This is a genomic window from Patiriisocius marinus, assembly GCF_008974325.1.
In the GTDB taxonomy this organism is placed as follows: domain Bacteria; phylum Bacteroidota; class Bacteroidia; order Flavobacteriales; family Flavobacteriaceae; genus Patiriisocius; species Patiriisocius marinus.
Genome location: NZ_BKCG01000001.1, coordinates 650,115 through 665,196 on the forward strand (window position 1 = coordinate 650,115; position 15,082 = coordinate 665,196).

Annotated in this window: 11 protein-coding genes; 7 read left to right on the plus strand and 4 right to left on the minus strand. The window is 32.8% G+C overall.

What is annotated here, in order from left to right:
• Positions 1-75: 75 nt before the first annotated feature.
• The gene (locus GBH57_RS02855) at positions 76-699 is read right to left on the minus strand and encodes a T9SS type A sorting domain-containing protein (protein WP_151672537.1); all 624 of its coding nucleotides are present in this window, start codon (positions 697-699) and stop codon (positions 76-78) included.
• A gap of 46 nt (positions 700-745) precedes the next feature.
• Here GBH57_RS02855 and GBH57_RS02860 point away from each other — a divergent pair, with 46 nt between their 5' ends.
• Genes GBH57_RS02860 through GBH57_RS02870 form a run of 3 tightly spaced genes read left to right on the plus strand, consistent with a single transcriptional unit; the run spans position 746 to position 4,129 of the window.
• A complete protein-coding gene (locus GBH57_RS02860) occupies positions 746-2,710 on the plus strand; it encodes a tetratricopeptide repeat-containing sensor histidine kinase (protein WP_151672538.1) in 1,965 nt (654 codons plus the stop codon).
• Positions 2,703-3,308, plus strand: a complete 606-nt coding sequence (locus tag GBH57_RS02865) for a response regulator transcription factor (protein WP_151672539.1) — start codon at positions 2,703-2,705, stop codon at positions 3,306-3,308. Before GBH57_RS02860 ends, GBH57_RS02865 begins: the two co-directional genes overlap by 8 nt.
• A gap of 23 nt (positions 3,309-3,331) precedes the next feature.
• Positions 3,332-4,129, plus strand: coding sequence for a TspO-related membrane protein (locus GBH57_RS02870; RefSeq protein WP_151672540.1), 798 nt, complete (start codon positions 3,332-3,334; stop codon positions 4,127-4,129).
• 12 nt (positions 4,130-4,141) lie between these two features.
• On the opposite strand, the gene GBH57_RS02875 is transcribed toward GBH57_RS02870, so the two are convergent.
• Complete coding sequence (locus GBH57_RS02875; protein WP_151672541.1) at positions 4,142-5,494, minus strand: dihydrolipoyl dehydrogenase family protein; 1,353 nt, start codon at positions 5,492-5,494, stop codon at positions 4,142-4,144.
• Positions 5,495-5,714: 220 nt separating this feature from the next.
• Between GBH57_RS02875 and mfd the strand changes: the two genes are divergently transcribed.
• Positions 5,715-9,068 carry a transcription-repair coupling factor gene (gene mfd / locus GBH57_RS02880; protein ID WP_151672542.1) on the plus strand — a complete coding sequence of 1,118 codons (3,354 nt, stop codon included), beginning with the start codon at positions 5,715-5,717 and terminating at the stop codon, positions 9,066-9,068.
• Positions 9,069-9,110: 42 nt separating this feature from the next.
• On the plus strand, positions 9,111-10,436 hold the full coding sequence (locus GBH57_RS02885; protein ID WP_161596055.1) for a TlpA family protein disulfide reductase: 1,326 nt from the start codon (positions 9,111-9,113) through the stop codon (positions 10,434-10,436).
• Positions 10,437-10,499: 63 nt separating this feature from the next.
• Here the strand turns inward: GBH57_RS02885 and GBH57_RS02890 are convergent, their stop codons facing one another.
• Together GBH57_RS02890 and GBH57_RS02895 are read right to left on the minus strand one after the other, a co-directional pair.
• Positions 10,500-10,859, minus strand: a complete 360-nt coding sequence (locus GBH57_RS02890) for a YraN family protein (protein WP_151672544.1) — start codon at positions 10,857-10,859, stop codon at positions 10,500-10,502.
• Positions 10,860-10,872: 13 nt separating this feature from the next.
• Positions 10,873-11,775, minus strand: a complete 903-nt coding sequence (locus GBH57_RS02895) for a S66 peptidase family protein (RefSeq protein ID WP_151672545.1) — start codon at positions 11,773-11,775, stop codon at positions 10,873-10,875.
• Positions 11,776-11,890: 115 nt separating this feature from the next.
• Here GBH57_RS02895 and GBH57_RS02900 point away from each other — a divergent pair, with 115 nt between their 5' ends.
• Together GBH57_RS02900 and GBH57_RS02905 are read left to right on the plus strand one after the other, a co-directional pair.
• A complete protein-coding gene (locus GBH57_RS02900) occupies positions 11,891-13,360 on the plus strand; it encodes a DUF1800 domain-containing protein (protein ID WP_151672546.1) in 1,470 nt (489 codons plus the stop codon).
• 8 nt (positions 13,361-13,368) lie between these two features.
• On the plus strand, positions 13,369-14,991 hold the full coding sequence (locus GBH57_RS02905) for a DUF1501 domain-containing protein (protein WP_151672547.1): 1,623 nt from the start codon (positions 13,369-13,371) through the stop codon (positions 14,989-14,991).
• Positions 14,992-15,082 lie beyond the last annotated feature (91 nt).

Here is a 15,082-nt window from a genome sequence, read left to right on the forward strand (position 1 = left end):
TTAATGTGATTAATTTTTGACAGTACAAAGGTTTAAATGATTATCTCCTTAATACATACCATAAACATGGTATATTTATTCTTTTACCAATAACTTAGTTAGGGTTTCTCCTGTTTTTAGCATAATATTTACTACATAATAACCTGGACTTAAGTCCGAAACAGAAATGCTATACGTAGTTGCATTACTCCTAAACTGTCCATCATAAAGCACTACACCTTGAGCACTTACAATTTGATATCCAATAATATCATTTTTAAAAGTAGAAAAGTTAATATGTTCTCTAGTAGGGTTAGGATACATCACTATAGAATTATAATCATACTCTCTAGCTTCAGTTTTATCATCCGTATCACCATTACCCCCCATATCTGTACCTTTAGACCTATGTCTATAAGCTGCATCTCCAGATTGATGTACATGACTTGCATACAAAATTCTAGTGCTACTTTCACCAGGTAATATTTTAATAGAGTTCGTGTTTTTAATATAACCTGAGACATATGTAGTAGCTCCGGTATTACCCTTTATAACTACTCCATCCACACAGTCACTTAAATGTACATGTATATTTCCTGATATTGCATTTGTGGGGCAATCACTTAATTCAGTAACATCTTGTCCATAAGTTTTAAATGAACTACTTACAATAATTGCTAAAAACAGTACTTTAGCAAGCGAGGGATATCTTGTTTTCATAGAGGTAAAATTAGGTTAATTCAATAATTTTAAAAATACCATATTTATGGTATTTTTAAAGAGCATATTTATGAATATGGGACATTATAAACTCATCTTGTTACTTCTCTTACTTTTTGTAGGTACAATAGGCCTATCTCAAAATAAGAAAGAGATCGATAGCTTAATAGATGCTTTCGAAAAAAACAAGTATTCAAACTTAGACAAGTCGCTTCAACTTGCTCAAAAAACAGACTCACTTGCAAACCAAGAAAACTACCAAAATGTAATAGCTGAGTTAAACCTTAGCAATATTCATTTTTTACTCCGAAATTTTAACGAATCAAAAACCTATGCAAATAAAGCATTAGCACATCTAAATAATAACAATTCAATAAAATCTAAAATATATGATCAGTTATCAAATTTAGAAGTGATAAATGAACAAATACCCGAAGCATTAATTCTAAATGAAAAAGCACTTGAGTATGCAGAAAAATCAACTAATATTTCAAATAAAATTAGTGCATACTTAAGCAGGTATAACCTATATCATTACAGAGGCGACACTAAAAAATCAATCTACTTCTTAAACAAAGCTTTAGAACTTAACAAACAACTCAACAGTTCCTACTTTTATTCAAAAATTTACAATTCTAAAGGATATTCATTTTCCCATAAAAACAATGACAGTGTTATCTATTATTACAAAAAGGCTATTGAACACGCAGAACTTAGTAACAACAAGTATTTAGAAGCACAAATAAAAAACAACTTAGGGAACTACTATCTAGATTTAGAAAATCTACCTGAGGCTTTAAAAAACTTAACACAAGGCAATAACTTAGCACAAGAAGTTGGTAATAAAGAAGCTTTGTATTATTCTAATTTTTATTTAGGAAGGTATTATGAATTTAAAATAGATATTGAAAACAACCCTAAATATTACACAAATGCTTTTTATTATTATGACAAAGCAGTAAACGAGTATGGGTCAAGTATCTCTAAACATTATTTACGTAATGCCTATTGGCTATTAGCCGGCACGTATGAACATTCTGGAGATTTTAAAAAAGCATATGACTATCAAACCAAATACATAAAATTAAATAAAGAATTAACCGAAGTAGAAAAAGCAAAGGAGTTTGATGAGATAAGAACAAAATATGAAGTAACAGAAATAAACTCACAAATACTCGTACTAGAGAAAGAACAAGAAATAGAAAAAACTAAACAAAAGTGGTTAATTATAAGCGGTTTAATGCTAATATTTCCATTAGCTTTATTATTTCTATTTTATCGCCATAGAGCTAAAACACAACTAAAAATTAGAAATCAAGAAAAGGAAATTCATCTAAAAGAAAAAGAAAAACTTCAAAAAGAGCAAGAATTAGTTGAAATTAAAGCGCTTATCGATGGTCAAGACAAAGAGAGAAATCGTATTGCAAAGGAATTACACGATGGTATTGGAGGGCAAATAGCTAGTGTAAACTTAGGTTTGTCTCACATTAATGATACATTACAAAATGAAAAAATAACAACATTAGGTAATAATTTAAAAAACACTTTCAAAGAACTAAGATTAATTTCCCATAACCTTAGTTCAAACAACTACAAAGGAAAAAGTTTTGAGGTATTATTAAACGAACTACAGAAACAATATGAGAATCCTAAACAATTTGAAGTCGAAATAGCTATATTCCCTCAAGACTGCCTAAAAGATATTGACACAAATACAAAACATAATTTATATAGAATTTTGCAAGAAGCATTTGCTAATATTTCTAAACACGCAAAAGCAAATCACGTTAGTCTTTCGTTTACAAGTCACGATGATATATTAATAATATTAATCGAAGATGACGGTATTGGTTTTGATATAAATAAAGCAAAATTAGGAATAGGAATAAAAAACATTGAAGAACGAATAAAAGTAATTAATGGCGCTATTAAAGTTGACTCAGTGATCAATGTAGGGACTACGATATTAGTTGAAATTCCAGTCAAAAAGAATAAAATTACTAATGAATAAAATAACACTTCTAATTGTAGATGATCATAAAATGTTTTTAGATGGTCTCATCGCTATTCTTTCTAAAGAAGAAGATATAGAGATTATAGGCACAGCTAATAATGGAGTTTCTGCGTTAAATCTTTTATCAAAACATATTCCCGATTTAATAATTACTGATATCTCCATGCCCGAAATGAACGGAATTGAATTTATTAAAAAAGCTAAAGAAATTTATCCTCAAGTAAAAATTTTAGCTGTTAGTATGTTTGATAGAATTCAATCGTTCAATAATATAGATGGATATTTACTAAAAGAAACAGGGTATGACGAACTATTGATTGCCATAAAAAATATTGTGCTAAAAAATGAAAAGTATTTTAAAAAAGTAAATCCTGAAAATGAAACCGATTTCGAATTCAATAAAACTATATTAACTAAACGTGAAAAAGAAATTGTAGTTTTAATTGCAAATGAATTAACCACAGATGAAATTGCTACAAAATTATTTTTAAGCAAACACACCGTCGAAACACATAAAAAAAACATCTTTTTAAAACTTAAGGTCAATAATGCGGCGGGATTAATAAAGAAAGCTATTTACTTAGGATATATGTAACAAAACTAATTAAGTTATAAATTATGAAAAAACTTCTCCAAATACTCAACATTGTCTTTTTTGCTATTTCTATCTACTTTAACTATGCTTCTGCAGCAGGAGTTTTTAATGATACTACACAAGCAATGATGAGCGGAAGATATAGTACTTTATTTACTCCCGCAGCTTATGCATTTTCAATTTGGGGATTGATTTATCTATTGCTTTTTGGATTTGTAATCTATCAATCACGAAGTTTGTTTGTGAAAGTTAGAGATGATGCCTTTGTAGAACGAACAGGATGGTGGTTTATATTAAGTTGTATTGCTAATAGCGCTTGGTGCTACTTATTTGTTAGTGATGCTATATTAGCTTCTACATTTGTAATCTTCTTTATGCTGTTTTGTTTAATCCAAATTGTGATTAAAAACGATATGGAATTAAAAGATGAACCTATTTCTGTCATTGTATTTCTATGGTGGCCTTTCGTTATTTACAGCGGTTGGTTAACCGTTGCTAGCATAGCAAATGTTACGCTCTATCTAACAAAAATAGGTTGGGATGGTTTTGGTCTTTCACCAAAAATATGGACGATTATTATGATTGGTGTTGCTACAATTGTAAATCTAATAATAACCTGGACACGCAATATGCGCGAATTTGCATTAGTTGGTGCTTGGGCTTTAATAGCAATTGCTGCTGCAAATGCTGGTACTTATGAAACCATTAAAATTTCGGCATATATAGCAGCAGGCGTTTTAATAGCAAGTAGTATGTTTCACGCTTTTAAAAATCACGAAACAAATCCTGCCAAAAAATGTATAGAGTATTTCAAAAAGTAAATGAAGTAAAAACTACACCATTCCTTTAATATCTTTACTCCAAGTAGGATAAGCAAATACCATTTCTTTAAGCTGATCAGTGGTTAGTTTTCCGCACATGGCAAGAACAAATAGATTGACCATCTCACCAGCATTACCTCCTATTATATGTGCCCCAAGAATCAAATTTCTATCTGTATCTACAATCGTTTTATAGGCATATACGTCTTCATTTAAACGTTTCGCATTAAACCAATTGGGAACACTTTTATATTCAACTTTAATTGAATAATCCTGTTGTCTAGCCTCTTTCTCTGTTAACCCAATAGCTGCTAATTGAGGAATAGTAAACACTACTGAAGGTATTGGAGGACAGTCTAATTTCTCCTCGTTACCCTTAATAATATTTTTAGCAACTAACTTAGACTCGTAGGACGAAACTGGCGTTAATGGTAAAGTACCACTTGCCGATACATCTCCGCAAGCATATATATTAGGGTTCGTTGTATTTTGCAAGTATCTATTTACTGAAACGCCCTCCTTTTCAAAAGCTACATTCCCTTTTTCTAATTCTAATTCCGCTATTGCAGGAATACGGCCCGTTGTATTAAACACCGCCTTTGCTTTTACAGATTCAATTTTTCCGTTTTTCTTATATAAAACTCGGTAGTTTGTTCTAAGTAACTCGACTTCGGTTACATCAGCATTAAAAATAAAAGTAATTCCCAAGTCTTTTGAAACTTCAGTAAGGTGTTCCACAATATCTTTTTCAAAAGGTTTTAACGGCCTACTTCCTCTTTCAACAATTGTCACTTTACTTCCACATCGAGCAGCAATATGAGCAAACTCCATCCCTATATATCCTCCACCTATAAATACAATTTCATCCTGAAGTTCTGGTTGATGAAGAAAATCTTCACTTTTCAACAAATGTTCTCTACCAGCTATTTTTAATTCTAATGGCTTCATTCCCGTAGCAATGACAATTTTATCTGCAGTGACAGTTTTACCCTCTACTGAAAGCGTTTTTTCGTCAATAAACTTGGGCGATTGATGGTACATAACTATCCCCAATTTGTCTAATTCCTTTTCTGTAGCAGCAGGAATTGCAACTGTAAAATTTTCTTTAAAATGTTGAAGATCTTTCCAACTTATTTCAGGAACAGAAGTAATCCCTTTTCCCTTTAAATTACTAGCCATTTGAACAACTTCGGTAGCTCCCACAAGCACTTTTTTAGGATCACAGCCTCTGTTAGGACAAGTACCTCCGTATTCTCTATTATCAGCAATAGCTACATTTAATCCTGCAGCAGCACAATCTTTCGCTACTGTTTTACCAGCAGTTCCAGTTCCTATTACAAATACATCGTAGTGTTTTATTTTCATATCTACTGCCCAATTAAAAGGGTATTTAATAATTAATAATACAAGTTAAAAATTCAAAAAAAGTTCTTGCGTTATCAAAATGATAAAATTTCTTCTTTCGGAAATATTCATCAATTACTAATTGTAAATCAATCATAATTGTTTCAGAAATGTTATCATATTACTAAAATTGATTAATTCTTTCATTCAAGCTTATTAAACAACTTATATTTGCAGTCCGATGAGCAAAACCCTCGTTAGATCATTATTTTCAAAGTCAGCTGCTTTGAAAAATTTAAAATCTCAGCTATCTCAAGATGGCAGGGATAATTACACCGTATCTGGACTTCTTGGAAGTGCTGTTTCGCTTGTAATTGCTGAAACTTTTAAGACTTCGGAAATGCCCTTCCTATTAATACTTAATGACAAGGAAGAAGCTGCTTATCATCTCAATGATTTAGAAAATTTATTAGGTGATGACAATGTGCTTTTTTACCCGGGAAGCTACCGAAGACCCTACCAAATTGAAGAGACAGATAACGCAAATGTATTACTAAGAAGCGAAGTTTTAAATCGAATAAATTCTCGTAAAAAACCTTCTTTAATTGTCACCTATCCCGAAGCGTTATTTGAGAAAGTAGTGACAAAAAAAGAGCTCGAGAAAAACACCCTTAAAATTTCGGTAGGAGAACACGTATCGATTGATTTTGTAAACGAAATTCTATTTGAATATAAGTTTAAACGCACAGATTTCGTAACTGAACCTGGCGAATTCTCAGTGCGAGGTGGAATACTTGATGTATTTTCATTCAGTAATGATGAGCCTTATCGTATCGAGTTTTTTGGCGATGACGTAGACAGTATTCGCACCTTCGATGTAGAAACACAATTGTCTTTAGAACAATTAAAAAAAATCTCTGTTATTCCCAATGTGGAGAATAAAATGCTTGATGAAAACAGAGAGAGTTTTTTAAAATATGTATCTAATAAAACAGTCATCTGTTTAAAAAACCAAGAGCTTTTAAATAGTGCATTAGACAAACTGTTTGAAAAAGCTACGGAAGCTTTTAACAAAGCTGAAGGTGAAGTAAAAATGGGTGCCCCTAGCCAACTGTTTTGCACTTCAAGATTATTACAAAAACAGTTAAAAGAATTTAAAACGATAACACTAGCAGGAACTGCAACAAATATAAATTCTTCCTTAATTGAGTTTAACACAAAGCCTCAACCTTCGTTTAACAAACAGTTCAATTTATTAATTGAAAATTTAAATCAAAATACAAAGGACGGTTATACCAATTATATTTTTTGCAGTAGCGACCAGCAAGCAAAACGTTTTAAAGATATTTTTGCTGATGCTAAAGGTCATGTAGATCAAGTGGAAATGATTGTATTCCCTTTATACCAAGGGTTTATTGATTATGAAAACCGAAACGTTTGCTATACAGACCATCAAGTTTTTGAACGTTATCATAAGTTCAGTTTAAAAAATGGCTATGCAAAAAAACAAGCCATCACTTTAAAGGAACTTACCAACCTCGAAGTGGGCGATTATGTAACACATATTGATCACGGAATTGGGAAGTTTGGTGGACTTCAGAAAATTGAAGTGGAAGGAAAAATGCAGGAAGCCATTAAGTTAGTTTATGGCGAACGAGATATCTTATATCTTAGCATACATTCGCTTCATAAAATTTCAAAGTTTAATGGAAAAGATGGTTCTGCCCCTAAAATTTACAAATTAGGAAGTGCCGCTTGGAAAAAACTAAAACAAAAAACAAAGGCGCGTGTTAAACATATCGCTTTTAATTTAATCGAATTATACGCAAAACGAAGAACTCAAAAAGGGTTTCAATACGATCCAGATAGTTATCTACAACACGAGCTAGAATCTAGTTTTATGTTTGAAGACACCCCTGACCAATCAACTGCAACTGCAGATGTAAAGGCAGATATGGAGAGTGAGCGACCTATGGATCGTCTAGTTTGTGGAGATGTAGGTTTTGGGAAAACTGAAGTCGCTGTACGTGCTGCATTTAAAGCAGTAGATAATGGTAAACAAGTGGCTATTTTAGTACCAACAACCATATTAGCATTTCAGCATTTTAAAACATTTAGTGAACGACTTTCTGATATGCCTGTAACGGTAGATTATCTTAATAGATTTAGAACTGCCAAGGAACGTCGCACCGTTTTAGATGGTTTAAAAGATGGGAAAGTTGATGTTGTAATAGGCACACACCAATTAGTAAGTAAAGCTGTAGAATTTAAAGATTTAGGCTTATTAATTATTGATGAAGAACAAAAATTTGGTGTTGCTGTAAAAGACAAACTAAAAACTATTAAGGAGAATGTGGACACACTTACACTAACAGCAACTCCTATACCAAGGACACTACAATTTTCATTAATGGCTGCCCGTGACTTAAGTGTTATTACAACGCCACCGCCTAATAGACATCCTGTAGAAACACACGTAATTCGTTTTGGCGAAGAAGTAATTCGCGATGCAATTAGATACGAGATTTCACGAGGAGGGCAAACCTTCTTTGTACACAACCGCATTGAAAACATAAAGGAAGTAGCTGGATTAATTCAGCGATTAGTACCAGACGCTAAAATTGGTATTGGTCACGGACAAATGGATGGTAAAAAGCTAGAATCATTAATGCTCGCTTTTATGAATAATGAGTTTGATGTACTTGTTGCTACAACCATTATTGAAAGTGGATTAGATGTTAGTAATGCGAATACAATATTCATAAATAACGCAAATAATTTTGGATTAAGTGATCTCCATCAAATGCGTGGTCGTGTAGGTCGAAGCAATAAAAAAGCCTTCTGTTATTTTATAACTCCACCCTATTCTGTAATGACTGATGATGCCCGTAAACGTATAACAGCACTTGAGCAGTTTAGTGATTTGGGAAGCGGTATTAATATTGCCATGAAGGATCTTGAAATTCGTGGTGCAGGAGATTTATTAGGTGGTGAACAAAGTGGTTTCATTAATGAAATAGGTTTTGAAACTTACCAAAAAATACTCGCTGAAGCCATTGACGAATTAAAAGAAAAGGAATTTAAAGATCTTTATGATGATGTTGACGGAGATAAAAAAGAGCGCGTATTTGTAAAAGAGGTTGTTATTGATACAGACTTTTCATTATTGTTTCCAGACGATTATGTAAATAATATAACCGAAAGATTAAATCTTTACACCAAGTTAAATGAGATTAAAGATGAGGCTGAATTATTAAAATTTCAGAAAGAATTAGAAGACCGCTTTGGCGAATTACCAGAGGAAGTGGACGACTTATTTAACAGCGTTCGTATAAAATGGATTGCCATAAATATTGGGCTTGAGCGAGTAGTAATGAAACAAGGCCGTTTTATTGGCTACTTTATAAGCGATCAACAAAGCGATTTTTATCAAACGGATACTTTTACAAGAGTGCTTAAATTTGTACAAACGCATACTCCATATTTAAAAATGAAAGAGAAGAAAACCAGAAATGGTTTACGATTATTATTAACAATGGAGAAAATTTATGATGTCCGAACTGCACTTGAAGTGCTCGAAAAATTTTCGGCATAAGAGTTGTATTCTATATTTGTATCTTTAAAAAAACACTAAATGATGAAAAAATTACTTTTTCTATTATTACTTCCAATCACACTTTTTGGACAACACACATTAAAAGGAAATTTTGCCGTTGAAAACGGATATCAATTTGCAATTCTATACCGTATTGCTCCAGACAATGTTTTCTACGTAACAGATTCTAACATGAATGCAGAAGGGATACTTGAACTTCCTTTAAGTGCTGAAGTCACTCCAGGAATGTACCGTTTAGTGTACAACCTTCCTCAAGACCAACACTTTTTCGACTTTTTATATAATGGAAAAGAAAATATCGAATTCAATTTTTCAAGCGATAAAGTTATTACATATGTAAACTCTGACGAAAATAAACTATGGTCAGAGTATCGAAAGCAGCTTAACACTTTTGAGAACGAAATTGCTGGTTTAATGACAGGAACTGAAGTTAATTCGAAAGATATGAAAAAGGTTCTAAAACGTAAGAAAAAGTGGTTTGAAGATGTACAAGAGACTTCAAAAGGAACTTTCGCTGAACTTTTTATAAACAACACACAACCTTATGTTACTGAACAATTTGAAAATAAAAGCACTTATAATTCAAATGCTAAAAAAGCATATTTGAAAAATTTAGATTTTTCAAATACAATGATTCAAAACTCAGCTATACCTTTAGAACAATCATTAAAATACATTTTCAATTTTGTAAATCAAGAGAATTTAACGGTGTCTAGAGAAGAAAACATTGACGACATTGCTAAAAGCGTAAAAACAGCAAGCGCAGGCTACCAAATGAACCTTCTTGAAAACGTTTACAACTTTCTTGTAGCCCAAGAAGAAGTAGCAGAAGCTAATTATTTAGCGGGAAAACATTTAATTCCTCTTGCTGACGCAAACAATAAAACAGAACTTTCGAACAGATTGAAATTATATATGAGCCTTTCAATAGGAGCAAAAGCACCAAACTTTGGATGGCCAGAATATGATGGTGACGTGGAGACTATCAACACGCTTCATCAACTAGAAGGTTATGAAAATTACATTGTCGTTTTCTGGAGTAGTTTATGTTCACATTGTTTAAAGGAAATCCCAATTTTACACAATAAGATAAAAACTTTAGATGAAGGAAAACTAAAAGTTATCGCTGTTGGTCTTGAAGATTTTGAACAAGAATGGGCACCTAAAGCGAAGTTATTTCCAGAGTTTATTAATGTTTTAGGATTAGGCAGATGGGAAAACCAAATTGGTAATCTTTACGACGTTAGCGGAACTCCTACATATTTCTTTTTAGATGGAGAGAAAAAGATAAAAGTAAAACCAGAAACACTTGAAGAGTTATTTATAATAATTGATGCTATTGAGTAATAACATTTTAAAAACAATACAAAAAGGGCTTGTAAGATAATTTACAAGCCCTTTTTGTATTTATTAAAAGTGATAAAATGCATTCTTGAAATGAGTTACTTTTTGTTCTTTTTTGTTCTTTAATACTGCAATAACATCAAAGCGAGCTTCAAATGAAATGCTATTTGATACCACATATTCATTAGCCGCTTTTACAAGTAATTTGATTTTTTTAGGAGTAATAAATTCTTGAGGATTTCCAAAAAAGTCACTGTTTCTTGTTTTAACCTCAACAATTATTATTTCCTTTTTATAAGAAGCTATAATGTCTATCTCAGCTTTTTGAAATCGGAAATTTCGCTCTAGTATTTTATACCCTTCGCTAATTAAATGCGCACAAGCAATCTCTTCACCTTCTTTTCCTAGTTCATTATGGTCTGCCATAGTACACAATTATTTATTGTTTGTATTTGATGGTTGCGCTAGTGTTATGCACTTCAAAATCAATTTCAGCACCCATAACTAATGCACGATTATCCTCGATGTGCCCTGCAGGAAAATTAAAGCAAACTGGATACTCATATTCCGCTACAGAAGTAGCTATTATCTCAATTGCAGTTTCACCAAAAGGAATTGCATTATCTCGCATACTACTCATTCCCCCTACAATTAATCCAGAAATATTTTTTAAATAACCCGCTCTTTTCAATGTTTGAAGCATTCGATCAATGTGATATAACATTTCATCAAGGTCTTCAATAAATAGAATAGCACCTTTTAATTCTACTTCGGAAATGCTCCCCAAAATAGACATAAGCACAGATAAATTACCCCCTATTAACTTGCCATTTACTTTCCCTTCGCGATTGTGTTTAGAAGTACTAGCAATTGTTATTTCTTTAAAATTTCCGAAGAGAAGTTCCTTTAAAGTAGCTCTAGATTCCTCAGTGCGTTTTTCAATTTCCAAACACATTTGCCCATGTATTGTGGCAAACCCTAAAGCGTTAATGTGTGTGTGCAAAACGGTAACATCACTATAACCAATAATCCATTTTGGATTATTTTTAAAATTTGAGAAATCTACTAAATCAATCATTCTAACAGTCCCGTAACCACCTCTAGCACACCAAATAGCATTTACATTTGAGTTGTCTAATTGCTGCTGAAAATCTTTAGCTCGCAACGCATCGCTACCTGCAAATTGATGCTCTTCAACACCAATACTATCACCTAAAATATGTTTTAAACCCCAACTTTCAAGCAAATTGATTGCTGGCATTAATTCTTCTTTAGTGATTTTTCTTGCTGTTGCTACAATGGCTACGAGCGCTCCTTTTTCTAAAAATGGTGGTTTAATCAAGAATTTTGTATTTTTAAAGTACTAATTATGAATAATTTGAGTTCTATTTCAATAGCTTTTCGTAGCTAAAAATAGCTAACTTTTAGGCAATCATTGAATAAAACACATCTTTATTATGGCAACCATTACTAGTCCTCCTTGTAATACCGCAACACTCGCTCCTTATATCCCTAGTAGTGAAACACCTTGGTCTACACAGCGAATAAAACACGTATATAGAAGGCTAGCTTATGGAGCAAATCAAACAGATATTGACGCTGTACTTACAGAAACACCACTAGATTTTATTGAAAATTTAGTGAATAATGCAGCGGCTTTACCTGTAACTCCTCCACCCTTTTGGGCTGAATATACCGTTAATGATTTTACAGATTTTGACACAGAGAATCAAACTTATATTCAAGAATGGCTTTTACAAACATCTAATGATACCATAAATCAAGGTTTAAGGTCGAGGCTCACAATGTTCTGGATGAATCATTTTGTAACAGAACTTGAAGTCTATTTTTACGCGCCTTATCAATACAAATATTACAATTTAATGCAACAATTTGCATTAGGAAATTATAAAGAGTTTGTTCGTGCTGTGGGAATCAATTCTACTATGCTATTATACTTAAATGGTTTTGAAAATACTAGTGGAAATCCTAACGAAAATTATGCTCGCGAGCTATTTGAACTATTCACATTAGGAGAAAATAATGGTTATACTCAACAAGATATTACTGAAACATCACGAGCATTAACAGGTTATAACCATTGGACATCACCCGGTGCTGAAATCACTTTTGATGCTAGCACCTTTGACGATGGTCCTAAAACAGTTTTTGGCATTACAGATAGCTTCACTTATGATGGATTAATTGATCATTTATTTGAACAAAAAGAAACTGAAATTGCACAACATATTTGTGGCAAGCTATACCGCTATTTTGTAAGTAATGAAGTAGACACTTTAATCCAAGAAGATGTTATAAATGTACTTGCTCAAACGTTAATTGACAATAACTTTGAGATGGCTCCAATGTTTAAACAGCTCTTTAAAAGCGAACATTTTTTTGACGATAGAGCAATTGGCGTAATCATTAAAAGTCCTTTTGATGTGGTTTTTACCTATCTCAATGAAAGTAACTTTTTTTATGATGATACCATGATGGGAGCCATAAATTATTATGCAGGATTAATTGGTCAAGAACTGTATGATCCACCAGATGTAAGTGGATGGCAACGTGACGAAACTTGGATCAACTCCTCTACACTAACAGGTCGCTGGCAAATGATGGAATTTCTACACAACTATTTATATGATCAAGGTTTAGAAGCTTCATTTATTGACATCGCAAGAGATCTTTCTAGTGATAGTAACGATCCATTTGTAATCACTACGGCAATTGTAGATTTTTTCAATGCGAAAGAACTTTTTACAACGACAGATTATGATATTGCAACATCTGTTTTAAAATGGGAAGTACCACAAAACTACTATGATGATGGACTCTGGAATTTGAATTGGGACTCTGCTCCTTACCAAGTCTATTTGTTACTCATCCATATGATGCGTATGCCTGAATTCCAACTTAAATAAATTGCCTTATGTGTACTGAACACTCATCAAATAAAAAAACTGACTCTACTAATAAAACAGCACACGATCAAGAGCACGCTACTTGGAATAGGCGCTCGTTTATACAAGCATTAGGTTTAGCAGGAGCCGGAAGTATGGTCCTTGGAGGGAGTAATGTTAGCGCAACGGCACCTTCCCCTTTATCAGTAGCATTGTCTCAAGCCGAAAATGATAATATTCTTGTTATTATTAGACTTAAAGGTGGAAACGATGGTTTGAATACTATTGTACCTGTCTATAATTATGATACTTATGCAAACCTTCGCCCTACTATTAAACACCAACAAAGTGACTTGTTAATGCTCAATGACGATTTTGGAATTCCTAATTACATGAATCCTTTAGAATCCGTTTGGGGAGAAGGTAGTATGAAAATAATCCATGGTGTAGGTTATCCAGAACAAAATCTATCACATTTTAGATCTTCGGAAATATGGGCTTCAACACAAGCTGATAGTTTTGAACCTACAGGATGGTGGGGTCGTTATTTTGAAGATTTATATCCAGATTATTTAATAAATCCACCCGCTGTGCCTCCAGCAATACAAATAGGAAGTATTGGAAATTTAATTTTTGAAGGAACGGATAACAACTACGCTTTTTCAGTTGCAAATCCTAATCAATTAGCCAACGTAGCTGAAAATGGGTCTTTGCACGATGTCATAAACATTCCAGATTGTGTCTATGGAGATAAACTGCTTTTTATGAGAGCTACAGCTAATACAACATTTACTTATGCTGGTGTAATTAATGATGCTTATATGGCATCTACCAATAATGCACCTTATACAACTCAACCTCTTTCCGACCAATTAGCGATTATCGCTAGAATGATTAAAGGAGGACTAGGTACTAAAGTATATATGGTATCATTAGAAACATTTGATACACACGCAAACCAAGTTGAAAATCACGAAACCTTACTCGCTGATCTTGCCCTATCAATTAAAAATTTCTATACAGATTTAGCAACTGCTGGTTACGATGATAAAGTACTCTCGATGACTATTTCCGAATTTGGGAGAAGACCCTACGAAAATGGATCTAATGGAACAGATCACGGAGCAGCTTCACCTACCATGCTTTTTGGCGCTGGTTTAAATGGAAGCGGTTTTGTAGGCGACCATCCTAATATCAATAGTAGCGCTTGGGATAATAATGACAACCTTGTTCCATCAACAGACTTTAGAGATGTGTACTCAACAGTTTTGACAGATTGGTTTTGCTTGGACCCTTCCGTTGTAAACACCATTTTACTAAATGAAACATATGATAATCTAGACTTAGGTTTCAACTGCGAAGCGCTAGGAACACAGGATTTCAATAACATATCTACCCTTTTTCATATACCCACATATCGCAACAATAGCACTTTCATTGAAATAACAATGACTAACAGTGCCCGTGTTGACATTAAATTGTACAATATTTTAGGAAAAGAAATTGCCACATTAAGCAACGAGATATTTTATCCAGGAACCCACGTGGTTGATGTAAAATTAAAAGCTAACCAAAACTTAGCCTATGGACAATACATTTATCGCATACACACAGGAGGACAGTTTTATAGCAAGTCAATATTAATTAAATAGCATTGGTAATTTCTTCGGAAATTTTAATGATTGAAATGTTTCTTTTTATTAAATTTTTATCCCTCTTTATTTATTCAAAGAGTCCATTGAA